The sequence below is a fragment of the Virgibacillus sp. LDC-1 genome (assembly GCF_030137545.1).
Lineage (GTDB): Bacteria > Bacillota > Bacilli > Bacillales > Amphibacillaceae > LDC-1.
The window spans coordinates 1-25,210 of record NZ_JARUVL010000020.1 but is presented as its reverse complement, the minus strand read 5'-3'; the positions used below and the strand labels follow the sequence as shown (position 1 = coordinate 25,210).

Annotated in this window: 19 protein-coding genes and 6 tRNA genes; 21 read left to right on the top strand and 4 right to left on the bottom strand. The window is 39.9% G+C overall.

Annotated features, from left to right (window positions below; all coding sequences use genetic code 11):
* Nucleotides 1-171 precede the first annotated feature (171 nt).
* On the bottom strand, nt 172-948 hold the full coding sequence (fabI, locus tag QBK89_RS13625; protein ID WP_284141610.1) for an enoyl-ACP reductase FabI: 777 nt from the start codon (nt 946-948) through the stop codon (nt 172-174).
* Nucleotides 949-1,269: 321 nt separating this feature from the next.
* Between fabI and QBK89_RS13620 the strand changes: the two genes are divergently transcribed.
* From QBK89_RS13620 to QBK89_RS13565, 12 genes are all read left to right on the top strand, one after another.
* Nucleotides 1,270-1,341, top strand: a tRNA-Glu gene (locus QBK89_RS13620).
* Between the two features lie 88 nt (nt 1,342-1,429).
* Nucleotides 1,430-1,505: transfer RNA gene (locus tag QBK89_RS13615), tRNA-Val, on the top strand.
* A gap of 65 nt (nt 1,506-1,570) precedes the next feature.
* Nucleotides 1,571-1,646: transfer RNA gene (locus tag QBK89_RS13610), tRNA-Thr, on the top strand.
* A gap of 39 nt (nt 1,647-1,685) precedes the next feature.
* Nucleotides 1,686-1,770: transfer RNA gene (locus QBK89_RS13605), tRNA-Tyr, on the top strand.
* Nucleotides 1,771-1,780: 10 nt separating this feature from the next.
* Nucleotides 1,781-1,852, top strand: a tRNA-Gln gene (locus QBK89_RS13600).
* Between the two features lie 173 nt (nt 1,853-2,025).
* Nucleotides 2,026-2,101 (top strand) — tRNA-Lys (locus QBK89_RS13595).
* Between the two features lie 286 nt (nt 2,102-2,387).
* Nucleotides 2,388-3,677, top strand: a complete 1,290-nt coding sequence (locus tag QBK89_RS13590) for a hydroxymethylglutaryl-CoA reductase, degradative (RefSeq protein WP_284141609.1) — start codon at nt 2,388-2,390, stop codon at nt 3,675-3,677.
* Entirely contained in the window at nt 3,674-4,636 is a 963-nt protein-coding gene (mvk, locus tag QBK89_RS13585) for a mevalonate kinase (RefSeq protein WP_284141608.1), read from the top strand. Before QBK89_RS13590 ends, mvk begins: the two co-directional genes overlap by 4 nt.
* 53 nt (nt 4,637-4,689) lie before the next feature.
* Nucleotides 4,690-5,673 carry a diphosphomevalonate decarboxylase gene (gene mvaD / locus QBK89_RS13580; RefSeq protein WP_284141607.1) on the top strand — a complete coding sequence of 328 codons (984 nt, stop codon included), beginning with the start codon at nt 4,690-4,692 and terminating at the stop codon, nt 5,671-5,673.
* Between the two features lie 13 nt (nt 5,674-5,686).
* Complete coding sequence (locus QBK89_RS13575) at nt 5,687-6,787, top strand: phosphomevalonate kinase (RefSeq protein WP_284141606.1); 1,101 nt, start codon at nt 5,687-5,689, stop codon at nt 6,785-6,787.
* Between the two features lie 169 nt (nt 6,788-6,956).
* Nucleotides 6,957-7,859, top strand: coding sequence for an arginase (rocF, locus tag QBK89_RS13570; RefSeq protein ID WP_284141605.1), 903 nt, complete (start codon nt 6,957-6,959; stop codon nt 7,857-7,859).
* Between the two features lie 108 nt (nt 7,860-7,967).
* On the top strand, nt 7,968-9,293 hold the full coding sequence (locus QBK89_RS13565) for a TrkH family potassium uptake protein (protein WP_284141604.1): 1,326 nt from the start codon (nt 7,968-7,970) through the stop codon (nt 9,291-9,293).
* Between the two features lie 128 nt (nt 9,294-9,421).
* Here the strand turns inward: QBK89_RS13565 and QBK89_RS13560 are convergent, their stop codons facing one another.
* The gene (locus QBK89_RS13560) at nt 9,422-9,583 is read right to left on the bottom strand and encodes an aspartyl-phosphate phosphatase Spo0E family protein (RefSeq protein WP_284141603.1); all 162 of its coding nucleotides are present in this window, start codon (nt 9,581-9,583) and stop codon (nt 9,422-9,424) included.
* A gap of 215 nt (nt 9,584-9,798) precedes the next feature.
* Here QBK89_RS13560 and sigW point away from each other — a divergent pair, with 215 nt between their 5' ends.
* Together sigW and QBK89_RS13550 are read left to right on the top strand one after the other, a co-directional pair.
* Nucleotides 9,799-10,362 carry an RNA polymerase sigma factor SigW gene (gene sigW / locus QBK89_RS13555; protein WP_284141602.1) on the top strand — a complete coding sequence of 188 codons (564 nt, stop codon included), beginning with the start codon at nt 9,799-9,801 and terminating at the stop codon, nt 10,360-10,362.
* 6 nt (nt 10,363-10,368) lie between these two features.
* A complete protein-coding gene (locus QBK89_RS13550) occupies nt 10,369-11,013 on the top strand; it encodes a zf-HC2 domain-containing protein (RefSeq protein WP_349774634.1) in 645 nt (214 codons plus the stop codon).
* 62 nt (nt 11,014-11,075) lie between these two features.
* Here the strand turns inward: QBK89_RS13550 and QBK89_RS13545 are convergent, their stop codons facing one another.
* The gene (locus QBK89_RS13545; protein ID WP_284141600.1) at nt 11,076-12,302 is read right to left on the bottom strand and encodes an MFS transporter; all 1,227 of its coding nucleotides are present in this window, start codon (nt 12,300-12,302) and stop codon (nt 11,076-11,078) included.
* A 118-nt stretch (nt 12,303-12,420) separates the two neighbouring features.
* Nucleotides 12,421-12,993 carry a DUF2087 domain-containing protein gene (locus QBK89_RS13540; RefSeq protein ID WP_284141599.1) on the bottom strand — a complete coding sequence of 191 codons (573 nt, stop codon included), beginning with the start codon at nt 12,991-12,993 and terminating at the stop codon, nt 12,421-12,423.
* Nucleotides 12,994-13,195: 202 nt separating this feature from the next.
* On the opposite strand from QBK89_RS13540, the gene cdaA reads away from it, so the two are divergent.
* The 7 genes from cdaA to glmS all read left to right on the top strand — a co-directional run bounded on the left by cdaA (nt 13,196) and on the right by glmS (nt 23,612).
* On the top strand, nt 13,196-14,017 hold the full coding sequence (gene cdaA / locus QBK89_RS13535; RefSeq protein WP_284141598.1) for a diadenylate cyclase CdaA: 822 nt from the start codon (nt 13,196-13,198) through the stop codon (nt 14,015-14,017).
* Nucleotides 14,010-15,233, top strand: a complete 1,224-nt coding sequence (locus QBK89_RS13530; RefSeq protein ID WP_284141597.1) for a CdaR family protein — start codon at nt 14,010-14,012, stop codon at nt 15,231-15,233. The genes cdaA and QBK89_RS13530 overlap by 8 nt, the downstream gene beginning before the upstream one ends.
* 74 nt (nt 15,234-15,307) lie before the next feature.
* Nucleotides 15,308-16,654, top strand: coding sequence for a phosphoglucosamine mutase (glmM, locus tag QBK89_RS13525; protein ID WP_284141596.1), 1,347 nt, complete (start codon nt 15,308-15,310; stop codon nt 16,652-16,654).
* 158 nt (nt 16,655-16,812) lie between these two features.
* Nucleotides 16,813-17,499, top strand: coding sequence for a response regulator transcription factor (locus QBK89_RS13520; protein WP_284141595.1), 687 nt, complete (start codon nt 16,813-16,815; stop codon nt 17,497-17,499).
* Nucleotides 17,500-17,571: 72 nt separating this feature from the next.
* Entirely contained in the window at nt 17,572-18,972 is a 1,401-nt protein-coding gene (locus QBK89_RS13515) for a sensor histidine kinase (RefSeq protein ID WP_284141594.1), read from the top strand.
* A gap of 544 nt (nt 18,973-19,516) precedes the next feature.
* Nucleotides 19,517-21,304 carry a S9 family peptidase gene (locus QBK89_RS13510; RefSeq protein WP_284141593.1) on the top strand — a complete coding sequence of 596 codons (1,788 nt, stop codon included), beginning with the start codon at nt 19,517-19,519 and terminating at the stop codon, nt 21,302-21,304.
* A 505-nt stretch (nt 21,305-21,809) separates the two neighbouring features.
* Nucleotides 21,810-23,612 carry a glutamine--fructose-6-phosphate transaminase (isomerizing) gene (gene glmS, locus QBK89_RS13505; RefSeq protein ID WP_284141592.1) on the top strand — a complete coding sequence of 601 codons (1,803 nt, stop codon included), beginning with the start codon at nt 21,810-21,812 and terminating at the stop codon, nt 23,610-23,612.
* The last annotated feature ends 1,598 nt before the right edge of the window (nt 23,613-25,210 follow it).

Genomic DNA, 25,210 nt, shown 5'->3' with positions numbered 1-25,210 from the left:
ACATAAAGTAATCGATGTTTAACTCCTTAAGCAGTAGTTTTGCTTGAGGAGTTTTATATGTGCCAAGAAGCATTGTAAAAGACACTCACAAAATATTATGAGTGTCTTTTATTCCTTGTTATAAACGGTTGACTGTCTTTTTTCCATTCGTTCTGTTATTCGTCACCGATATTAATAGCCGATAATATGGTATCCAGCATCAACATGTAATACTTCTCCTGTAACGCCGCGTGCAAGCTCGCTTAAGAAGAAAAGTGTTGCATCGCCTACTTGATCCTGATCAACATTTCGGCGCAATGGTGCTTTTTCTTCTATGGTTGAATTGATATCGTTAAAGCCAGATACCCCTTTAGCAGAAAGTGTTCGAATTGGACCTGCTGAAACGGCATTTACGCGGATGCCATACTTTCCTACATCTTCAGCCAAGTAACGGACACTAGCCTCTAAGGAAGCTTTTGCAACACCCATTACATTGTAATTTTGAATGACGCGTTCGGCACCTAAATATGTTTGTGTAACAATGCTGCCGCCTTCTGTCATAATTTCCTTCGCTGCTTTTGTAACGGCCACTAATGAAAACGCGCTGATTTCATGAGCTACCAAAAATCCTTCACGAGAAGTGTCGGCGTATTCTCCTTTTAGCTCTTCCCGATTTGCAAAGGCAACAGAATGGACAACACCGTGAATCACTCCAACTGCTTTTTTTATTTCATTAAAAGCTGCTGTAATACTTTCATCACTAGCAACATCACATTCTACAATTAATTTTGCTTCCATGTCATTTTGTTCCAATAACTTTAGTAATTTTTTGTGTGAGCGTTCCTGTCTATTTGTAAAAATAAGGTTTGCACCTGCATTATGTAAGGACTTTGTTATTCCCCAAGCAATGCTTCGCTCGTTTGCCACACCCATAATAACGATGTTTTTGTCTTTTAATAATTGTGACATAGGGCACCTCCATGTTTATTCATTGCTTATATTATACCTTAATGGACATTGTGAATAAAGTATAAATTAGTATTAGATTATAACACCTGGTTATAATTAAGTGGTGTTACATCAAAAAGGCTTATAGAAAATCGGTTCATTTCACTTGACCGTCTTCCCTTTAAATGGCGGAGTGGCAGTTTTTTTAAACGAATATGAGGTGAATAAAAAAATAATAATAAAAAAAGATAATTCCTCTTTACAAATACAAATAATCTGTATATAATAAGATTCGTTGGTTTTCGACAATTGCGTTCGAGAATAAACTACTTTTCTTTGCAAGGCCCGTTGGTCAAGCGGTTAAGACACCGCCCTTTCACGGCGGTAACACGGGTTCGAATCCCGTACGGGTCATCGTACTTTTTAAAACAGCTGTGATGCTAGGCATGTAGAGTATGCGACTGTTAGTTGCAGCACATGCACGAGTCACACGCTGTGCGTCGGAGGATTAGCTCAGCTGGGAGAGCACTTGCCTTACAAGCAAGGGGTCGCAGGTTCGAGCCCTGCATCCTCCACCATTTTTTATTCACCTTCTACATCGTATAATATATGTGATGTAACGAATAATATAGTAAGGTGTTTTGCCGGCCTAGCTCAATTGGTAGAGCAACTGACTTGTAATCAGTAGGTTGGGGGTTCAAGTCCTCTGGCCGGCACCATTTTTTTTGAATAAATATGTGGAGTTCCGTTAATGATATGGAGGGGTAGCGAAGTGGCTAAACGCGGCGGACTGTAAATCCGCTCCCTCAGGGTTCGGCAGTTCGAATCTGCCCCCCTCCACCATTTATATTATTGGGCTATAGCCAAGCGGTAAGGCAACGGGTTTTGGTCCCGTCATTCCCAGGTTCGAATCCTGGTAGCCCAGCTATTAAATATATAGTCTTAAAATCCTAGCGATTAGCATCATATTTGCTCTCGCTTTTGTTTTTTCTCGGTAGAGTTACGTTTGAACATGAGTAGCATTTTTATTGCGCATCGATTCCTTTTTAAACGATTAAGTTTGCGCTGGACGCAATACATACCGATGATATCTCACAGGAGCCATTAGCTCAGTCGGTAGAGCATCTGACTTTTAATCAGAGGGTCACAGGTTCGAATCCTGTATGGCTCACCATTTTGAAAATGGGTGTTAACATTTAAATACGATACATAATATAAAATAAACAAGGTAGTTATTATTGACAGCCTTGTTTATTTGCATTTTTAGGCGATTTTCACGATAATAGAAACAGAAAAATTATTTTACACGTTTCTAACATTGTAAAAATCCTACTGCAATGAGCCTATATTTATATTATAATGAAATTACGCTCAAGCACTCACAAAAAATTAAAATTTTTATAAGCTAATATATAGAATTGTAAAAGGTATCATGACGATATACAAAAGGATGGAATAGCATGAACTCTTCCAGAATCCCTGGTTTTTACAAAAAGACAGTCGAGGAACGTAGAGATATACTCTTACATCAGCATGGTTTAACATCAGATGAAATAGAGCTTCTCTCTACAGAAGGTGCACTGCCAATAGCGACGGCTGATAAAATGATTGAGAATACAATTGGAACATTTTCGTTGCCACTTGGATTAGGATTAAATTTCCTTATAAACGGGAAAGATTATATTATTCCTATGGCAATTGAAGAGGCTTCTGTTGTTGCTTCAGCTAGCTATATTGCAAAAATCGTTCGAGATGCAGGAGGGTTTAAAACCGAATCCACCGGAAGAACGATGATCGGTCAAATCCAAGTAGTCGGATGTGCCGATTTTTATCAAGCAAAAAATGAAATATTAAAGGAAAAGACAGCGCTAATTAAAGCGGCAAATGCTGCTTATCCGAGCATTGTAGCAAGAGGAGGAGGGGCTGTAGATTTAGATGTCCGAATATTAAATGACGATCCTCAAGCTACCTATGGACAAATGCTTATCATTCATGTGTACATTCATACATGTGATGCAATGGGAGCAAACATTATTAATACGATGGTGGAATCGCTTGCTCCAACAGTTGAACAAATCACGAAGGGGAAAGTGTACTTACGTATTTTATCTAATTTTGCTGATCAAGCATTGGCAAAAGCAACATGTGTTATTCCGCCACATCTTTTGGCGGATGATGGATTTACTGGCGAAGAAGTACGTGACGGAGTGGTACATGCGTATGAATTTGCAGCGTCTGATCCGTATCGTGCAGTTACACATAATAAAGGTATCATGAACGGTATTGATCCAGTTGTTATTGCAACAGGAAATGATTGGCGAGCTGTGGAGGCAGGGGCACATGCCTATGCGGCTCGTACTGGAAAATATGATTCGATGACGACATGGTCTGTGGATGAAGAAGGAAATCTTGTTGGTGAGCTTGAACTACCAATGGCGATCGGTACGGTTGGTGGAGCAACGCGCGTACATCCTACTGCAAAGCTAGCACTTCGCTTGCTGCAAACAGAGTCAGCAGAAGAGCTTGCACAGGTCATTGTAGCGGTTGGTTTAGCTCAAAATCTTGGCGCATTAAAAGCTTTGGCGACCGATGGGATACAAAAAGGGCATATGGCACTACATTCTCGCTCTGTAGCAATTGCGGCAGGGGCCACTGGGGAGATGATTGATATCATTGCAGAACATCTAGTAAAAGAAAAGGAAATCCGTGTTGGAAAAGCTAAAGAATTGGTGGAACAGTATATAAAATGAGTGTAGAAAATGCAACAACTTCAGAACAAATAGCTATCGGTATAGCTCATAGTAAACTAATTTTAATTGGGGAGCATGCGGTTGTACACGGACAGCCTGCTATTGCCATCCCATTTCCTTTAGTTGGTGTTGAATCAGTAGTGGAGTATGTACCAGGTGCGATTAAGATAGATAGTACGTTTTATCATGGTCCAATAGCGTCTGCCCCAAAGTCTTTAAAGGGCGTTATTAATAGTATATATGCGACATTAGAATATCTTGAATTACCAAAAAGTGATTTATTAATTCAAATAAAATCGTCCATTCCGCCTGGCAAGGGACTCGGTTCTAGTGCTTCGGTGGCTATTGCTGTGATAAAGTCGATCTTTGCTTATGCAGAGCGCGCTTATACCCAGGATGAATTACTAAAGCTAGCAAATATAGCGGAGACATATAATCATGGTGCACCTAGTGGGATTGATACGTTGACAATTACAACAGAAACTCCTATTTGGTTTGAAAAAGAACAACCAATTCATTTTATTAAGCCTGCAGATGATTTTCACTTTATTGTTGCCGACTCTGGTACAATTGGTGATACGCGCTCTGCGGTGCAATCGGTGGCTGATCTATTAAAGGCAGCACCGAAAAAGATCCAATCTAAATTAGAAAAGATTGGTTCGTTAACACATCAAGCTAAGCATGCTTTAGAAAAGGCTGGGAAGCAAATTCTTGGTCAGTTGCTTGACGAAGCTCAAAAAGAGCTGGAGGCATTAGGAGTGAGTGATGCTAGTTTGAACCGGTTAATTCACATTGCCCGACAAGAAGGTGCATTAGGTGCCAAATTAACAGGTGGTGGGAATGGTGGCTGTATTGTTGCGCTTGCTCAAAATGAAGTGCATTCAAGACAGCTTGCCGACAAACTACGAAAATTCGGTGCACATACAGTTTGGTCATTTGTATTAAAAAAGCATGACTAATTGTCCCATTATAATAAAGAGATTGGCTTGTTTATTGATAAAGGAGATACACAATGAAGGCGACAGCACGTGCACATACAAATATTGCGTTAATTAAATATTGGGGAAAGCGTGATGAAGCTTTAATTTTACCTACAAATAATAGCTTATCACTAACACTTGATGGTTTTTATACAACAACAACGGTAGAATTTCGTGAAGCGCTAACGAAGGATTTGTTTTTTCTTAATGAGGAACCAATTACCGGTGACCAATATGAACGTGTGACAGCCTTCCTCGACTTGATACGTAGTCTCAAGGAGAATACGTACGGTACGATATATGCAGAGGTGCGGTCGATCAATAAAGTTCCGACTGCAGCCGGATTTGCATCCTCTGCATCTGGTTTTGCTGCCTTGGCTGCTGCTGGAACACGAGCACTTGGCATTGACATGTCAGATGCTGAACTGTCTCGGCTTACGCGTCAGGGATCAGGATCAGCTTGTCGCTCAATTTTTGGGGGCTTTGCAGAGTGGGAGAAAGGAGAACGAGCGGATGGGAGCGATTCCTACGCTGTTCCAATTCAACCACAGGATTATTGGGATATCCGCGTTGCTGCCGTTGTTCTAAATGCTACGATGAAAAAAGTGTCGAGTCGTGCTGGAATGAAGCGCACAGTGGAAACATCACCTTTTTTTCAAAGCTGGGTGGACAGTATTCCACAGGATTTAGAACAAATAAAGACAGGAATTGCAAATCGAGACTTCAATCAAGTAGGTCGCATTGCCGAAGCGAATTGTCTTAAAATGCACGCAACAACATTAGGTGCTTCTCCACCATTTTCGTATTGGCATGATACGACAATGGCGGTCATGGACACCATTCAACAATTGCGTGACAACGGTGTTCCGGCCTATTTTACCATCGATGCAGGACCAAATGTAAAGGTGCTTTATTTACCCGAGCATGAAAAAGTTGTAAAAGAAACGCTTCAAACGATACCTGGTGTAACGGATGTTATTTTAAGCAAGCCAGGACGAGGAATAACCTATATTTAGGGGTTGACAAATATTGCCGAATTCACCGTTTAGAGTTAGGGTGCCAGGTAAATTAATGATTGCTGGCGAATTTGCAGTTCTAGAGCCCTATAAAAAGCTGATTGTCATGGCAGTAGATCGTTTTGTTTACGCATCGTATGCACCAAGTGAGATCAATCAGCTTTCCTTAGAAAATTTCAATATGACGAACCTTGATTGGGAGTATGCGAATAAAAAGGTAACAATTGACTCGAGTGATCCGCGGGTTCGATTTGTAGAAGATGCCATGTCCATTGCCTGCGAATATTTGCAGGAACAAGCAATTCCAATGAACTCATTTTCGTTAACGATTAAAAGTGAGCTTGATGATGCATCTGGAAAAAAGTATGGCTTAGGCTCAAGCGCTGCGGTCGTAACTGCGGTGATTGCGGCAATTTTACAAGCGTACTTGCCGGACAAGCCGCCAAAAATGCTATTGTTTAAGCTTGCCGCCATTTCACATGTACGTACACAAGGAAATGGTTCTGGTGCAGATGTTGCTGCATCTGCTTATGGCGGGGTTTTGCAATACGCATCCTTTCAAGCATCGTGGTTAAAAGAAGCTTACCAGCATGCAGAAAGCTTAGTGGAGTTTGTTGAAGAAGACTGGCCGTATCTTTCCATTAAACCAGTTCGTTTTCCACACCGCTTATCCTTTTGCATCGGTTGGACAGGAAAACCAGCATCAACAGGCAGACTTGTTGAAAAGGTTTTACGTCTCAAGCAGGACAACCCAACCCAGTATCAGACGTTTTTGGATGAGAGTGAAGCAGCGGTATCGGCCATTATTGATGGCATGGAAAAAAATAATCTAGCTACCTTTTTAAAAGGTGTAAAACAAAATAGACATGCAATAGCCACGGTGGGCCTGCATGCCAATGTTGAACTAGAAACCCCGTTGTTAAGCCGGCTATGTACACTTACGGAAGCGCACGGCGGGGCAGGGAAACTGTCAGGTGCTGGTGGTGGTGATTGTGGTATTGCTTTTATACCATCAGAGAAAAACACGGAACAACTTTTCGATGCATGGAAAGAAGCTGGTATTACACCACTCGATATAAAGATGTTTCCTCATGGTGCAGCAATAAATGAATAAATGATTGCGAAAAGACAAGGGTGGCCGTTAATGGTATCCTTGTCTTTTTGCTGTTTAACGGTTTCTTCATACGAACTTCCCTAAGAAGCGAATGTATATATATGCATAAACATGTGCGGTTGAGTCAGTGGTGTATCTTTCGCTAAAATGGAAGGAAGGGGGGAGAAAGATGAAACGAAACATCTCAATTATTGGAGTTCCAATGGATCTAGGACAAAGTCGTCGTGGGGTAGATATGGGTCCAAGTGCTATTCGCTATGCGGGTGCAATCGACCGTTTAAAAGTATTGCATGATCATGTTGATGATCTTGGTGATATTTCGATTCAACGTCCGGAACAAGAAGGTGAAATAGGTACAAGTAACTTAAAAAATTTAGAACAGGTCATTGCTGGTAATGAAGCATTGGCCGCGTTAGTTGATAAGGAAATTAGCAAGCACCGCTTTCCGTTAATTTTAGGTGGAGATCATAGTATTGCAATAGGTAGTCTTGCTGGTATTTCTAAGCATTATAACAACCTTGGCGTCATATGGTATGATGCGCATGGCGATTTAAATACAAGCGATACTTCTCCTTCAGGGAACATTCATGGAATGCCCCTTGCTGTAAGTATCGGATTAGGGCATGAAAAACTAACAGGTTTATACGGGTATGAGCCAAAGGTAAAGCCCGAGAACATCGTAATTGTTGGAGCACGTTCCCTTGATCCAGGTGAACGTCAATTGATTCGGGAGAAAGGGATTAAGGTTTATTCGATGCATGAAATTGATCGAATGGGCATGCCAAAAGTAATGGAAGAAACGATCAATTATTTACGTGATTGTACAGATGGTGTCCATTTAAGTCTTGATTTAGATGGACTTGATCCAACCGAAGCACCGGGAGTGGGGACACCTGTGCTTGGCGGATTAACCTATCGCGAAAGTCATTTAGCAATGGAAATGCTAGCAGAATCAAATATGATTACATCTGCAGAATTTGTAGAAGTAAATCCAATTCTTGATGAAAAGAATAAAACAGCAACAGTTGCAGTAGCATTAATGGGGTCATTATTTGGTGAAAAGCTTCTATAAATGTCAAAAAGAGTCTTTACAGGTTTAAAAAATGAGCGTATGATATGGGCATCTAACTAGATTTAGAGATGAAGCGCTATAGTTGTTCGAACATAGAGGGGATAGCCCATGGGGATATATCATGAGCGGCTAAAGCTACAGCCGCCTCAATTTTTATTACTTATCATCATTGGATTGATCTTAGTAGGGTCAATTTTGTTGAAATTACCTATTGCATCTCATACACATTTAAGCTGGATTGATGCCATCTTTACAAGTACTTCTGCAGTAACCGTGACGGGCTTAGCCGTTGTCGATACCGGCTCTTCTTTTACCATGTTTGGGCAGCTTGTTATCCTGTTGCTTATCCAATTAGGTGGTCTAGGTATCATGTCGTTTGCCGTACTCCTTTTTATGCTGCTCGGTAAACGGCTTGGAATAAAGCAGCGGTTGATCGTTGGGCAAGCATTAAATCACTCAAAATTCGGCGGCATAATAGGACTTGTAAAAAAGCTCCTTCTTTATTCGCTTATCATTGAATTCGTTGGGGTTATTATTCTTGCTTTTCGCTGGGTTCCTGAATTTGGCTTCGGACATGGATTGTATGTTAGCATTTTTCATGCTATCTCTGCATTTAATAATGCGGGCTTTTCTATTTGGTCAGATAGTTTAGCAGGCTATGCTGCTGATCCGGTAATTAACTTAATGATAAGTCTATTGATTATTGCTGGTGGGCTTGGTTTTACAGTGCTGGCGGATGTATGGCAAAAGCGCTCCTTTCGAGCATTTACACTGCATACCAAAGTAATGATTGTTGGAACGATCGTGCTTAATGTTCTCGCTATGATTGTTATCTTTTTATTGGAATATGGAAACACAGCTACGATCGGTACGAGCCCGATAGGAGAAAAACTATTAGCTTCTTATTTTCAGGCGATTACACCAAGAACGGCTGGCTTTAATACAATAAACATTGGTGAGCTTCATGAATCTACTATTCTAGTGATGCTTGTTTTAATGTTTATTGGAGGAGGATCAACCTCTACTGCCGGGGGAATAAAATTAACGACGTTTATTATTATTGCCTTAACTGTTAGCTCTTTTCTAAGAGGAAGAAAAGAAGTGGAAATTCAGGAGCGTCGAATTGAAATGAACTTAGTTATCAAGGCACTAGCCATTTTAACGATTAGCTTCGTTTTCATTTTTTGTGCAATTTTTTTGTTAAGCTTAACAGAAGAGAAACCACTTCTCCAAATCGCCTTTGAGGCTGTTTCTGCATTTGGAACAGTAGGGCTATCCATGGGAATTACAGGAGATTTATCCGACCTTGGGAAAGGACTCATTGCATTTATGATGTTTATCGGCAAGCTCGGTCCGTTAACCTTAATGTTCTCATTAGCTCGCTCCAAAGAGTCACATGTTCGTTACCCTAGTGAGGATCTTTTTGTGGGGTAATTTGCTCCGGTTAGAATTGATTCCAAATGCATCATGAAAAAAGACATTCGATTTCACAAGGAAAGTCAATGTCTTTTTTACCCTATTTTTTATCTTTATGTATTTTCTAAGCAGCTGTCGGAAATAGATTACTCTTGGACAACTTTAAATTTTTTTTGATATTCGTTCAGAAGGTCATCTAGTCTTTTACTATATTGGACAACAATATCAGCTGTTAACCCATATAAAGCGCCAAGTGCAATCATTTTTTCCCTACATTGTTCTATTTCTTTTAATAAACTATTGCACACTGTACTATCCTCCTATTCAGTATACTATAATATGGAATTATCCATTATTTTGCAATAGTAAACATTTAATTTTTATAGAAAAAATTTCCTTACATGTTTTCGGGCTGGAAATACAGGCCTATTTATGAACAAATTTAAACTTTTTTTCTTTTTATGAAACCTATTGTGTGATTGACCGTATTACAAATACCGCATAGTTAGCGGAGGTACTAAATATGGAGCTAATGATTAGAGAGAAAATTATCCAGGTGAAAAAAGGGGATCAGGCTGCGTTTGAGGACGTGGTATTATTCTATCAGCACAAGATTTATCAGCATTGTTTTCGGATGCTAGGTAATGCGCACGAAGCGGAGGATATAGCTCAAGAAGCATTTGTTCGAGCATATGTAAACATCCATTCTTATGATGAAAAACGAAAATTTTCCACATGGTTGTATCGGATCGCGACGAATTTAACAATTGATCGTCTTCGAAAACGAAAACCGGATTATTACTTGGATGCAGAAATTCAAGGAACGGATGGATTGGATATGTATTCTCAACTAGCCGCTGATGACCAGCTGCCAGAGGATGAAGTGCAAAGTCTTGAATTGCAAAGCTATATTCATCAAGAGATCGCAGCACTACCACCAAAATACCGTGGTATTATTATGTTGCGTTATTTAGAAGAGTTTTCCCTTCAAGAAATCAGTGAAATTATGGATATCCCCTTAGGGACGGTAAAAACACGCATCCATAGAGGAAGGGAAGCTTTAAGAAAAAAGCTTCGTCATGTGTAAAGGAGTGTGATCCACTTGAATTGTGTAAAAGAAGCAGTGGAATTAATGCATAAATATTTGGATGGAGATCTAACGAAAGTAGAACAGAAGGAATTACGTGTCCATCTCGAGGGCTGTCCGGATTGTCAGCAGCATTTTCATGAACTAAAACGAACGATTACATTGGTTAAATCAACAGAACCGATGACAGCACCAGCTGATTTCGTACAAGGTGTCATGGAAAAGTTACCGACGGAAAAGAAGCGGATGAAGTATATTCGTTGGTTTAAAATGCATCCAATTTTAACAGCCGCGGCGATATTTTTTGTTTTCATGTTCTCCGGGGTGTTTTCCGCATGGCACCAAGATTCGAAGCTCGTAGTCTCGAAGCAAGAGAATTTAATTATTGAAGGGGATACGGTTATCGTACCTGAAGGGGTAATCGTTGAAGGGGATTTAGTTGTTAAAAACGGAAACTTAAAGATTGATGGAACCGTTGATGGAAATGTTACGTTAATTAATGGAAAGCTCATTCAAGACGAAACGCCAGGCGAAGGATTAATGGCATCTGTTGGTGAAGTGAACGGAGAGTTTGAGAATGTAGATCGCATCTTCGAATGGGTATGGTATAACACAAAGAATTTCTTTAAAGTTCTATTTTCCTTTGATTAAGTAAAACCCGGGATATCCCGGGTTTTTTGCTGTTTACGAGTGCATTCCCGGATTGATTTTGATTAGAGCCGTTCCGTTCGAGCTAGCTTTCTTTTTTCTGTTTTAAGCGAAAGTCGGGAAAACATGAATCCATAAAGCAAAGAAAAAAATACGTACATACAGCCAACAAGTAGACTGAGCTGACGAGGAGTGAACATTTCAAGTAAAAAGCCAGCAACTCCCATCATGATTCCAAGGGTTGTATTTGATATCATTTGCGTAAGTCCAAAAAAACTCCCTTGGTAGGAGGCAGGAACAAGCTTCATGATAATCGTACTTAAACAAATATTGCTGATACCACCAGCGAGTGTAATGCCGAATACGATAAAAAGCGTCGACACAAATGTCGGTGATATGCTTAATAATAGATGACCGATTCCTTCAAACGCAATAAAAAGAACGATAAGAGAAATGAGTCTGTTCTTTAAGTGATGTGAAAAAAAGGAGCTAATGATAAAGCCTAAGCCAAGAAATCCATACATCAACCCTACACCAATATCCCCCATGTTAAATACATCTAATGCATAAACACTAATAAGCACGTTATCGATTCCATTTGCTAATGGCATCGTTAATTCCATAAATAGAAACATAATTAGTGCAGAAGAGCCGATTACGAGCTTCCAGCTTGAAGGTCGTTTCTCGTTTGGAGTCTGTCTTTTTTGCTGTTTAACCTTCTTTATTCGGACGTTTGATAGAAGTAAGGCAGAAACAAGAAACGTGAATGCATGAAGAATAAACGGGACATAGCTACCAAGCAGGAAAGCGATAACGCCTCCAGTTGTTGATCCAACTACGAGTACAGCGCCAAGCATAATTTGCTCGATTGCATTGATATATAATAATTTATCTTGTTTAACGATCGCTGGAATGGTTGCCATTCTTACTGGAGCATACATTGCTTCCCCAGTAGCAAGAAGAAAAACACCAAGATAGGCAATCCATAGCACATCAGGATGATGAACAACTAAAGGCAGAAGCGCAATTGGGATGCGAATAACATCGATTGTAATTAAAAGCGCTTTTTTAGAAAATTTATCAGCTAGCATTCCTCCTAATGGTGCCATGACAAGAAATGGAACCATTCGTATTGTAAAGTAAAGGCCAATGGCGATTCCTGATTCTGTGAGCATGTAGAGAAGGGAGAGCAAAGCGACCTGATTAAACCGATTGCCGATTCCGTTCGCCAGTCCTGCCCAAAACAGCTTTTGATAATTGGCCTCTTCCTTCCAAGCCATCCAATTTTTCATTTTATTAATTCCTTTCTAATTTAATGATTATCTAATTTAATAACTATCTAATTAGATAGGGAAAAGAAAACTCGCTAACTGCAAAGAGCGAGTTTAGAGATTCGCTATATCTATCGAATTATATCGGCCAGAGCTCCTTTGGATTAAGCTGATAGATCCCTTTATCACGTGTCATAAATTGACACATAATGAACTCCCGTCGAATGGTAGCGAAATCTTCATGAAACTGTTTGATATAGGTGTTTATTTCCTTCTCTGGATAATCTACTCCCATTCTGAGACCTTGCACGAGATGCTCTAATACAATAAGTTTTTTTTTGCGCTGTGCTGGGATGTTTTTTAGCTTGCCATCCTTCGTAAAGAAATTAGTAAGTACATGCTGTTTATCAGCAGCGGTAATGGAAATGGAATCCATCGTTTCATCTCCTCCTAACTTTAAGATAGCTTCCGCTAAGGCAGTGAGTTTTTTTTCATTTAAGTTAAAATAAATCGTGTTTTTATCTCGACGCTCAAAAATAACATCGATTTCTCTAAGTTTATTGATGTGATAGGAAATGGTTGCGGGTGTTAATCCAAGCTTTCCTGAAATCGCTTGACCATGAAGCGGTCCCTGTTTTAAGAGTGCGATGATTTGTAGCCTTGTTTTATCGCCAACTGTTTTATGAAATTGAACAATTCGATCGAGCTGCATGTAAAAGCTCCTCCTTACATTCTATCTAATTAGATTATAATCTAATTAGATAATTATCACAACTGTTTTTTGGTACAACATATAGCAAATACCAGTCCGCCATTAGGAAAAAAACGTATAGAAGAAAAAAATATGATATAATAAATATCGGTGAATTAGACCGATGGGGAAGTATATTTAAAGTGGAAAAGGAAGTGTGAACATGCTCGATGGGGGATTCAACTTAATAGATCTGCTTAGAATAGGTGTAGACATCGGCCTCGTCTGGTATGTTTTATATAAATTAATCATGCTAATTAGAGGTACGAAGGCAATTCAGCTTTTAAAGGGAATTGTTGTTGTGCTTGCTGTACGAATGGTCAGCATGCTTTTTGATCTACAGACCATTGATTATTTAACGAAGCAAGTGCTTGATTGGTTTTTTCTCGTCATCATTATTCTGTTTCAACCAGAGCTAAGGCGGGCATTAGAACAGATTGGGCGTGGGAACTTATTTTCTAGAAGTAATAAGTCCCAGGAAGAGCTTCTCCAACAGATGATTGAGAACATTGTTCAATCCTGTACGTACATGGCAAAGCGGCGTATTGGCGCATTGATAACCATTGAGCGGGAAACGGGAATTGGTGAGTATGTGGAGACAGGTATTTCAATCAACGGAAAGCTTACACACCAGCTGTTAACCAATATCTTTACTCCGAATACGCCGCTACACGATGGCGCGGTTATTATATCAGGAGATAAGATTGTTGCAGCAGCATGCTATTTACCGCTTTCGGAAAGTCCGTTTATTTCCAAGGAACTTGGAACAAGACATCGAGCTGCTATGGGAATTAGTGAGGTTACGGATGCATTGACGATTGTTGTATCAGAGGAAACAGGAAATGTATCAGGTACTAAAAATGGAGAATTGCACAGAGAAATGGATCAAGATGAATTACGCCAGTTTCTATATGATAACCTCGCATTAAACATAAAGACCCCTGAAAAAAAATCTTGGTCTTGGAGGGGGAAAAACGATGGATAATTGGTTTAAAAGCAAATGGTTTGTTCGTGCAATTGCCTTAGTTTTCGCGTTGTTACTTTACGTTGTCGTGTATACGGAGAATGACGCCTCTGATAAAGATTACAGCTTTTTTGGAAATACGAGTGATACGCAAACAATTGAGCAATATCCAGTAAAGGTTCGCATAGATGGAGAAAGGTATGTTGTGAGTGGTGTACCTGAAAGTGTGGCAGTTACTGTAGAAGGCTCGAATAGTGCAGTTACAAGAGCAGTAAAACAACAAAACTTTGATGTGTTTGTTGATCTAAGAGGACTTGGAAAAGGAGAGCATACGGTAGAAATTGAGTATGAGAATGCGGATGGACTGACTGTATATATTGAACCGAAAACAATCGATGTTATCATCGAGGAACGATCATCGCAAGAATACGAAGTTAATGTCGACTTTACAAATGTAGCGCAGTTACCGGAAGGCTATGAACTAGGCGATTTCGAAGTAAATCCTAAAACAGTAACGATAACGAGTTCGAAAACGGTTATTGATAAAATCTCAATTGTTAAAGTCTTTGTGAATGTAGCCGGCTTAACAGAATCGATTAATAATCGTGAGGTTCCAGTAAAGGTATATGATAGCCAAGGAAACGAGCTGCGTGTGAGAATAGAGCCTGAAAATGTGGTTGTATCGGCCACGATTAATAATCCGAGTAAGCAAGTGCCGGTATCGGTTGCGACAAAAGGAGAGCTTCCAACAGGCTATACGCTTTCCTCGATGAAAGCAAATATGGAAGAAGTAGAAGTGTTTGCCACGTCGAACGTATTAAAAGGGATAGAAAAGATTGAAACAGAAGAAATTAATTTGGCTGACGTGCAACAATCCGGTGTAATTAAAACAAAGCTGAAGCTCCCTAAAGGAGCGGTTGTCAAAAATGTCGGTGATGTTGAAGTAATGATTGAACTTGAGCAGACACGAAAAGTAGATGGAATTAGTTTAAAGGTGGACAACCTTGCAAATGGAAAATCGGTTTCGTTTATAAATCCAGATAATCCCAAGATGGATATAACGGTATCTGGAAAAGCACAGGATGTAGGAAAGCTAACCGCAAATGATTTTAAAGCATCTATTGATGTGGCAGGGCTCGATGTGGGAAGACATCGAGTTCCTGTTCAAATCAATGGACCAGACAATATTACCATTGATGGTGAATATGATGATGTTACAATTGAGATTTCGGAATAATAATTTATTATTTATTCAACATACTTCATAAAACGCTCTCGAAGGTTAATTGGAAATAAAGGAGAGGTACTAGAATGGGAAAATATTTTGGAACTGATGGTGTAAGAGGAATTGCGAATAAAGGGCTGACACCAGAGCTAGCATTTAAGCTAGGGCGATTTGGAGGCTACGTTTTAACAAAAGATACACCAAAACCTAGAGTATTAATTGGTCGAGATACACGTGTTTCCGGGCATATGCTAGAGGGCGCATTAGTTGCAGGACTTTTATCAATTGGCGCGGAAGTAATGCGTCTTGGCGTTATCTCAACACCAGGGGTTGCCTATTTAACAAGAGCAACAAGCTCACAGGCAGGGGTTATGATTTCTGCATCACACAACCCTGTAGAAGATAATGGAATTAAATTTTTTGGACCGGATGGCTTTAAGCTACTAGATGAGCAAGAGGATGAAATAGAAAAGCTGTTAGAAGGGGAGGACACACTTCCACGCCCGATTGGAGAAGACATCGGTGTAGTGAACGACTATTTTGAAGGTGGTCAAAAGTACCTATCATTCCTAAAGGATACGGTAGAAACTGACTTTGCTGGCATCCGTGTTGCATTAGATTGTGCGCATGGTGCAACATCTAGCTTGGCAACCCATTTGTTTGCTGATTTAGAAGCAGATATCTTTTCAATTGGTTCATCTCCAAATGGATTAAATATCAATGATGGCTATGGATCGACACATCCAGAAGCATTACAAGCATTTGTATTAGAAAAAGGAGCCGACATTGGTTTGGCTTTTGATGGAGATGGTGATCGTTTAATCGCAGTTGATGAAAAAGGTCAAATCGTTGATGGCGATCAAATTATGTACATTTGCGGAAAATATATGAATGACAAAGGATTTTTGCGTCATCACACGGTTGTGTCTACCGTTATGAGTAATATCGGATTTTATAAGGCACTTGAAACGCATGGCATGCGCAGCGATAAAACCGCTGTTGGCGACCGCTATGTAATGGAAGAAATGCGTAAAGGTGGCTATAACTTAGGTGGAGAGCAGTCAGGTCATATTATTTTCTTAGACCATACAACGACTGGAGATGGCATGCTTTCTGCAATTCAGCTCGTCAATGTTATGAAGGAAACAGGAAAACCATTGTCAGAGCTTGCAGGTGAGATGACCATTTACCCACAAATCTTAAAAAACGTAAAAGTAGTGGATAAACAAGAGGCATTAAGTAATCCACGTATTCTTGAAGAAATTGAGAAAGTAGAAAAGGATTTAGGTGATCAAGGCCGAGTATTAGTTCGTCCATCTGGTACCGAGCCGCTCGTTCGTGTCATGGTAGAGGCACCAACAAAGGAAGCCTGCCAAAAGTATGTTGATCAGGTGGCCAATGTTATTCAAGAGCTGCTTGGATTAGAGAAATAAGATAAAGCTAGTAAACCGTTCTCTTTATGGGAACGGTTTTTATCATCGGGTGAGAAAATAATCTGACTCGTATTAGGTTATTTTATTTTCATTTTCTATTGATTCGCTCGGATGCTATGATAAAGAAAAAGTACGTATGAGCTTTAGGAGGTATATGAATGATTACGATATTGATTGTGGATGATGATCCGCATATTCGAGAGCTGTTGCGCTTTTATTTGCAGCGGGAAGGCTATAAAACGACGGAAGCGGCAGATGGTGTAGAAGCTGAAGCTTGTCTTGAAAAGGAAAATATTCATTTAGCGCTCGTAGATATCATGATGCCGAACAAGGATGGGTTCGCGTTATGTGAAACAATTCGATCCTATTACGATATTCCGGTGATGATGATTACCGCGAAAGGAGAAATCTCGGATAAAGAAAAAGCCTTTGTAGCTGGCACAGATGATTATATTGTGAAGCCATTTGAACCAAAGGAAGTGCTGTTTCGGATAAAGGCATTGCTGCGCCGTTTTCATATGATAAACGAGGAAATTATACATATTGGCAACATCGTGATTGATCGAAAAAGCTATGAAGTAGAGGCAAATGGGAAGACGATGATCCTACCGTTAAAGGAATTTGAATTGCTTACCCAGCTTGCCCATTATCCGGGGCAGTTATTTTCGAGGGAGCAGCTTATTGAGCTTGTTTGGGGAAATGATTATACGGGCAATGATCGTACCGTCGATGTACATATTAAGCGACTTCGAGAACGATTTTCGCCACATATGCACGGTTTTTCTATTACGACCGTAAGAGGGCTTGGCTATAAGCTGGAAGTAGTGGAAGAATCGAATCTGTAAACTGTAATACCCCGTTCATCTGCTGTTCATTTCATGCATATAAGCTAAAGTTTAGAGGATGGAGGAATCGATGTGCGAACACTTTATGTGCGAATTATTTACATGACGATGGCGATTATGATTGCCAGTACGGTGATCGCATTTATTACGACAAATGTGTATTATCATCATTATTTGAAACCAAAAAACGATGATAAAATCACCCGGATAGCGGTGGATACGGTTGAAATATATGAAGAAGTTAGTAATCAAGCGCTTGGACCATATTTATCTTCATTAACTGGTCTTGGGTATCAATTTTATGTCGTAGGAAAAGACGGAAAAGGGGAGCAATATGGAACTGCTTTTCGTACGTATGCCATTGAACCAGGAACGGTAGCATCAGTTATACAAGGTAACGTTTATCATGGGATTAAGCATTATCCGTGGCGGCTATTTGTTACCGGGTTTTTTGACAATGAATTAACGAATACAGTAGGAGTACCGATTACAATCAATGGAGAAACAAAGGCATTGTTCGTTCGCCCTAATACAATGCAGCAGTTTGGAGAAATGCGTTTCTTTCTTGCAGTGTTAATTGTAGTCGCGCTTTTAATTACGTTTTTATTCATTATTATTAGTACGCGCTTTCTAGTAAAGCCAATCAAAAAACTAACCGCAGCAACGAAGAAAATCGCAGCGGGAAATTATCATTTAAAACTAAATGTGAGTCGGAAGGATGAAATTGGCGAGTTAGCGAAAAACTTTTCCTCGATGAGTGCCAGTTTAGCGAAGACCGAGGAGAAGCGGCAGGAATTTGTTTCCAATGTATCCCATGAGATTCAGTCTCCACTCACTTCGATTAAAGGATTTTCTCAGGCTTTGCAAGAAGCGGACTTACCACCAGACTTGCAAGCACATTACTTACAAATCATAGAAAAGGAAAGTACACGACTGTCTACCTTGAGTCAACAGCTATTAACCTTATCCTTTTTAGATAGCGATGCTGACCAAGCGGAGTTTATCCTGTTTGATGTGAAAGAGCAATGGAAAGACGTAATTCATGCGACAGAGTGGCAATGGCGTCAAAAGGAAATTGAATTGGAGATCGATGCGGAAGAGGCAGTGATGTTGGGTAATCCGAAGTTAATGCAGCAAGTATGGCAAAACTTATTAACGAACGCCATTCGGTATACAAATCAAGGTGGACGCATCGATATTCGTGTCGTGAAAGAACGAGGGAAGGTTGTTGTTGCTGTTCAGGATAATGGCATAGGAATTGCGGAAGAGCACATCCCACACTTGTTTGAGCGCTTTTATAAAGTGGATAAAGCGAGAACACGAACAGAGAATAGTACGGGACTTGGATTGTCGATTGTCAAAAAAATCATTGAGCTCCATCACGGTACGATTATGGTCGATAGTAAGCAAGGAGAAGGCACTACCTTCCAAGTTGTATTACCAGAAGCGGGCGAATTTGAAAATCAGTCTTAAGTCGGAACGAGCCCCCTACTGAGGATGGTTTCACTTAACACATTCAATTGATAGGATGGAGCTAACCACAAATTCATGGATTTGAACCTACCCTAATTTAGAACATTGCTTTATAATGGAGTAGGAGTATTTTTTAGAAAAAAGAAATAATTCGGACGTTAACGATTCAACTTTCACACGCAGTATTTTCCTCCATTGATTGCAGGAGATCCGATTTTTTTTCCTTGTATTCGATTTTTGAGGGTGAAAAACTACAAGTTGCGGATTAAAAAATCTCCAATGGATTTCATTCTAACAAAAGCGAAGGAAAAAGCATGGAGACTCCTGCGGGAATAGCACGTGATCGAAGGCCCCGCAGCGGTGGTTTATCCGCGAGGAGACTGAGTCCGTGCCCGTGGAAAGCGTAATGCTTTTTCCATAGCGGGGGAAATAAAGCCTCTCAAGTTACAAACGTAAAGTCTATCGCTAACCTATTCATTGGAGTTTTACTAGCAATGTCAGTGAAAGTTGAGTAAAGAAAAACAAAAAATTTAGGGGGAATTTGATGATTAATTTTACTAAGCCTTCTGTAGAACAGTTTTTTCGTACGTATGCAATTACTAATTTCGCGGTAGCAGCAGATGAAAGCCGACTTATTTTCAATGCGAACCTAAATGGGAAAATGAATCTTTGGGCAATGGATTTACCGGATACATATCCTTATTTATTCGCGCATAAAGATGAATCCTGCAATGACATAAAGATCGATCCTGAAAATCGGCATGTAATTGCAGGCTTTGATAAGGATGGCGATGAAAATTATCAGCTTTATGCGATTGCGCAAAATGGCGGAATTCCACAGCCACTCGTAACAGGTGAGCCTTCTGAAAAGTATTTTCTAGCACATGTGAGTAAGGATGGCGAACGTCTCTACTATATGACCTCAGAGGACAATCCGAATTTTTTAAATGCACGTGTTCGTAATTTAGTGGACCAAACAGATAAGCTTTTAAATACGGGAGAGGTTTCACCAACCTATTTAGCAGCAGTTTCCGATGACGAGCAGGCATTTGTATATACGCGGCATTTTGCCAATACGTATACAACTGGTTTTGTAAAGGTTGGAGATGAAACCGATTCGCTTACTCCAGATCCAGAAAAAGTACACGTTGTATTCGATCCTGTATTTGTAGATAATCGAACGATTTTCTTTGTTACTGACTATGAAAGTGAATACAGTTATGTTGCAAAGTATGATATTGAAACGAAGGAATTCTCGAAAGTGGTAGCACTTGAACAGGAATCCGTTATGTTAATAAAGTGGCATAAGGAAAGTGGAACATTTTATATTGTTACAGAAAAAGGTGTCGTCGACCATTTATATTCTTATGGGCTGAAAGAAGGAAAACTAGCGAAGCTGGAGCTTCCAGTTGATATCGTTGAACAACTCCATGTAGCAAAATCTGGCTCCTTATATTTGCTAGGGAGAAGTGCTACGGTGCCGAATAATATTTACCACTATACGAAAGAAGCGTGGAAGGCATTAACGAGAAATGGCGTGCTTGGCTTGAGTCAGGAGGATATGGTAGAGCCTGAGGTTGTAACCTATGCTTCCTTTGATGACACAGAAATTGAAGCATTGCTGTTCCAACCAAAGCGAGAAAACAATAATGGTCACACTATTTTTTGGCCGCATGGTGGTCCACAGGCAGCGGAACGAAAAATGTTTCGTTCGATGTTCCAATGCTTCTTGAATCGTGGATATACGATTTTCGCTCCAAACTTTCGTGGTAGTACTGGATATGGTGCTTCCTTCGTTAAACAGGTGGAACAGGATTGGGGGCATGGCCCGCGTTTAGATTGTGTGGCGGGCATTGAGTGGCTATTTGAAAATGGTATAACGGATCGCGATAAACTATTCCTCGTTGGCGGTAGCTATGGTGGATACATGGCATTATTGCTTCACGGGCGCCATCCAGAATACTTTAAAGCAGTTGTTGATATTTTCGGTCCATCCGATTTGTTTACCTTTGTAAACTCAGTGCCACCACATTGGAAGCCAATTATGGAACGCTGGCTTGGAGATCCTGAACGTGATAAGGAACGTTTTATTAAAGATTCACCAGTAACGTATTTGGATACAATGGAGAAGCCGATGCTCGTTATTCAAGGTGCCAAGGACCCACGCGTAGTGAAGGAAGAGTCCGATCAAATTGTCGCAAAGCTAAAGGAAAAAGGCCGCGATGTGGAGTACTTAGTGCTAGAGGATGAAGGGCATGGATTTTCGAAAAAAGAAAATGAAATTAAAGTATATAGCTTGATGTTAGCATTTTTAGAAAAGCATCAAGGATAGTATTTCGCTCGTTTAGCAGCTTTCTCTTTCGTCACGGTTGTGATTAAAGAGAAAGCTGTTTTTGATGAAGCGGTTTATAATGCTGCATGAACTTCTTCGAATGACATTCCATATATTAAATTAACGCTTTCCTTACGAAAACAATTGACCATACAATAAAGAATATATTACAATAATCCATGCCCCTTAAAAAGTAAGGGAAGCATTATTCAAGAAGGAAAGGAGCATCGTACATCTTAATCTGCATTAAAAAGCGCCAGAACTATTTTTTGATCGGAACAGAAAAATAGTTGACGAGGTGGAGGTTTATCGAGTCTTCGGCGGGTACCTCCCGGTTGCACATCCCAATCGACATGCTTTTTCTTAAAACAGTGAGGTGACTCATTGGCCAAAGGAAACAAGCGGGATGCATTTAACAATCACGAGAAAGGGGCAGCTTAAGCGGCCCCGTAATAAAAACTTACTGGTCGTTTTTCTGCCCCTTTATCCAAGGAGGAAAAACGCTATGTGCGGAATTGTAGGATATATCGGACAACATAATTCAACAGATATTTTATTAAATGGATTGGAAAAGCTTGAATATCGAGGGTATGATTCAGCGGGAATCGCCTTAAATACAGAACAAAAGGTATCGCTTTATAAAGTAAAAGGACGTATTGCAGCATTACGTGATCGTGTAGACGACAAGGCTTTTGCCAAAATGGGAATCGGTCATACGCGCTGGGCAACACATGGTGTGCCAAATGAAGAAAATGCACATCCACATCAAAGTGCATCTGGTCGATTTACGCTTGTTCATAATGGCGTTATTGAGAATTACCAGGATTTAAAGCGAGACTATTTAAGCGGTGTATCTTTCGCCAGTGAAACAGATACCGAGATTATCGTACAGCTTGTTGAAAAGCTTTATGAAAAAAACCAGGATACAGCAGAAGTATTTCGACAAACGATTAGCCTACTAAAAGGCTCTTACGCTATTGCGATGATTGATGCAAACGATCAGGATACACTTTATGTTGCCAAAAACAAAAGCCCGCTATTAGTTGGCTTAGGAGATGGCTTTAATGTGGTTGCAAGTGATGCAATGGCGACATTAAAAGAAACGGATCAATACCTCGAGATTTTTGATGGTGAAATCGTTTTTGTTCAGCGTAGCTTTGTCGAGGTACAGAAGCTTGATGGTACGGTAGTAGATCGTAAGCCATTTACAGCACAAATTGATGCAGCTGACATTGAAAAGGGAACCTATGACCATTTCATGATGAAGGAAATCGATGAACAGCCATTTGTTATGCGCAATATCATTCGTGAATACCAAAATGAGCACAATGAATTAAAGGTAGATCACGATATTCGAGCTGCAATGCAGGCGTGTGATCGTGTCTATATTATTGCGTGTGGCACGAGCTATCATGCAGGTCTCGTTGGAAAAGAATTTTTAGAGAAGCTTGCTAAGGTTCCTGTAGAGGTTCATGTCGCGAGTGAGTTTTCATATAATATGCCGCTTTTATCAGACAATCCGTTGTTTATTTTTATTTCTCAAAGTGGAGAAACGGCAGATAGTCGTGCGGTTTTAGTAAAAATAAAAGAATTGGGATATCCGGCATTAACGATTACGAATGTGCCAGGATCCACCCTTTCTCGTGAAGCCAATTACACCTTGCACCTACATGCAGGGCCAGAAATCGCTGTTGCATCAACGAAAGCATATACAGCTCAAATTGCAGTGCTAGCGATACTTGCTGTTGATACGGCACAGGCAAAGGGGCTAGCCTTGGACTTTAATCCAATGCAGGAGCTTGCTATTGTTGCAAATGCGATGGAAATTTTAACAGCACAAAAGGACTTTATGGAGGAACTCGTTCGTTCCTATTTAGAAACCTCTCGTAACGCCTTTTTCATCGGGCGGTGTGCGGATTATTATGTTTGCCTTGAAGGGGCTTTAAAGCTGAAAGAAATCTCTTATATTCAAGCAGAAGGCTTCGCTGGCGGCGAACTAAAGCATGGAACAATCGCTTTAATTGAAGAAGGAACGCCAGTCATTGCGCTTGCAACACAGAAGGACGTAAATTACGCTATTCGTGGAAATGTCCAAGAAGTAGTTGCACGAGGAGCAAAAGCAATGGTCATTAGTATGAAAGGCTTGGAGCAGGATACAGACGCCTTCGTATTACCGCATGTGCATGAATTGCTTACTCCGCTTGTCGCTGTTGTACCATTACAGCTATTAGCTTACTATGCTGCATTGCATCGCGGGTGTGATGTCGATAAACCTCGAAACCTAGCAAAAAGCGTGACAGTAGAGTAGGTTTTGGGTGAGTGAGAATGTAACTGNTTTCGCTTTGACTTGGTCAATAGAATAACCTCCCAATCGCTATATTTTTATCTTACAATAAAAAAACTGAACTGCGAAGCAAGAGCCGTACGCTCTCCTACTTACACAGTTCAGTTTACACTCCCGTTTACGTAGAATATTGTGAAGTATCACACCTTAAAGTAATGGGGCGAGATAGCTTATCCTTTTTATATTTATTTCATCTTGTTTCTTTATTCTTTTTTCTATTATATGTAGCTGTCTTATTCTTCTTCTCCATGCTAAAAAGTCGGTAGCTACTGTTAAATAGTTGGTATCCAGAGCGGAAGGAAGAGTGAGGAAAAAAGAGCAGGCGAACAATATGTACTCAATCATTTTTNTATGTAGCTGTCTTATTCTTCTTCTCCATGCTAAAAAGTCGGTAGCTACTGTTAAATAGTTGGTATCCAGAGCGGAAGGAAGAGTGAGGAAAAAAGAGCAGGCGAACAATATGTACTCAATCATTTTTCAATCGTAAAATCAAGACGAATCCAGGCTGGATCCAATAGTGATCCAGTCTTTTTTTTTGATCAATATCTGTCCAATCCCTTGTCCAATAAGGGCTTCAGTCGTTTCCCAATCCATAAATCCGTAGGATTTCCAATCTCTATTCAGTGTGTTTCCTAACTGTGATACCATCCTAGAAATGCTGCATTTCCTTTCTTTTCTCCTGATTCTTTCTTCCATTATCGGTACCAATTTAATAACATTGTCCGAATATTCAATACAAGCCAGAGCAGAAAAAAGAGGGCGAAAATGGGGGTTTTGGGGAAGAACTATGTAGCAGAAGGAAGAGTGGAGGAGAGAAGAGAAAAGAGGGGTGGGGCTTAGAGCCGCAAGGGTTTGGGGAGAGTGAGGGGGAGGGGAAGGACGAAACCAACATTTTAGCAGTTGAATATAGTAGAAGGAAGAAAAAGAAGAATGAAGAAAAAATAGAATGAAGAAAAAACAGAATGAAGAAAAAACAGACAGGTATATTGCATTTACTTGCCGGAAAAAATGTGTAATTGGGAGGATGACTTTTTTAGCAATACATACGTAGGCAAAAAAATATATTATTTACTATAGTCAATGTATAAAAAGAATACTTATTGGGAAAAATAAAAAGTTATGCTTTATGTATAATTTTTAAAAGAATAGTGAATGATTCTAGTAGTAATGATGAAAAACTATTAGAAAGAAGGTAATAAGATGGAGAGTAGCAATAAAAGAATAAGGTGGAATAGAGAAAAAGCTATTGATTTTTATCTTCAGGAAATTGTCCCCAAGTGTATTTAGAAAATACTAAGGAGCTAAATACTGAATTACTGCCGTCAAATGTTGAAATTGTCCAGGTTGATAAATATACTGAGATGATAAAAAGCAGACTGAAAAAGGAGCATATTTTGGGTAAACTTTCACTTTTAAGCGATCTATATAAGCATTTGAGGGTTTGTCAAATAAAGTGTGTAAGTTCTAATTTACTCAAGATACTTTAACACTCTATCTTTTAATTCATCTTGAAGAAGAAGTTGGTTCATAACCATTGCCCAGTTCTGGATATGCCCACTTTC

What these genes read in the sequence shown, in the direction of transcription:
- glmM (WP_284141596.1), top strand. Translation starts at nt 15,308, where the DNA reads ATGGGAAAATATTTTGGAACTGATGGTGTAAGAGGAATTGCGAATAAA.
- rocF (WP_284141605.1), top strand. Translation starts at nt 6,957, where the DNA reads ATGAAACGAAACATCTCAATTATTGGAGTTCCAATGGATCTAGGACAA.
- QBK89_RS13540 (WP_284141599.1), bottom strand. Translation starts at nt 12,993, where the DNA reads ATGCAGCTCGATCGAATTGTTCAATTTCATAAAACAGTTGGCGATAAA.
- mvk (WP_284141608.1), top strand. Translation starts at nt 3,674, where the DNA reads ATGAGTGTAGAAAATGCAACAACTTCAGAACAAATAGCTATCGGTATA.
- QBK89_RS13520 (WP_284141595.1), top strand. Translation starts at nt 16,813, where the DNA reads ATGATTACGATATTGATTGTGGATGATGATCCGCATATTCGAGAGCTG.
- mvaD (WP_284141607.1), top strand. Translation starts at nt 4,690, where the DNA reads ATGAAGGCGACAGCACGTGCACATACAAATATTGCGTTAATTAAATAT.
- glmS (WP_284141592.1), top strand. Translation starts at nt 21,810, where the DNA reads ATGTGCGGAATTGTAGGATATATCGGACAACATAATTCAACAGATATT.
- QBK89_RS13545 (WP_284141600.1), bottom strand. Translation starts at nt 12,302, where the DNA reads ATGAAAAATTGGATGGCTTGGAAGGAAGAGGCCAATTATCAAAAGCTG.
- QBK89_RS13565 (WP_284141604.1), top strand. Translation starts at nt 7,968, where the DNA reads ATGGGGATATATCATGAGCGGCTAAAGCTACAGCCGCCTCAATTTTTA.
- fabI (WP_284141610.1), bottom strand. Translation starts at nt 948, where the DNA reads ATGTCACAATTATTAAAAGACAAAAACATCGTTATTATGGGTGTGGCA.
- cdaA (WP_284141598.1), top strand. Translation starts at nt 13,196, where the DNA reads ATGCTCGATGGGGGATTCAACTTAATAGATCTGCTTAGAATAGGTGTA.
- QBK89_RS13590 (WP_284141609.1), top strand. Translation starts at nt 2,388, where the DNA reads ATGAACTCTTCCAGAATCCCTGGTTTTTACAAAAAGACAGTCGAGGAA.
- QBK89_RS13510 (WP_284141593.1), top strand. Translation starts at nt 19,517, where the DNA reads ATGATTAATTTTACTAAGCCTTCTGTAGAACAGTTTTTTCGTACGTAT.
- QBK89_RS13530 (WP_284141597.1), top strand. Translation starts at nt 14,010, where the DNA reads ATGGATAATTGGTTTAAAAGCAAATGGTTTGTTCGTGCAATTGCCTTA.
- sigW (WP_284141602.1), top strand. Translation starts at nt 9,799, where the DNA reads ATGGAGCTAATGATTAGAGAGAAAATTATCCAGGTGAAAAAAGGGGAT.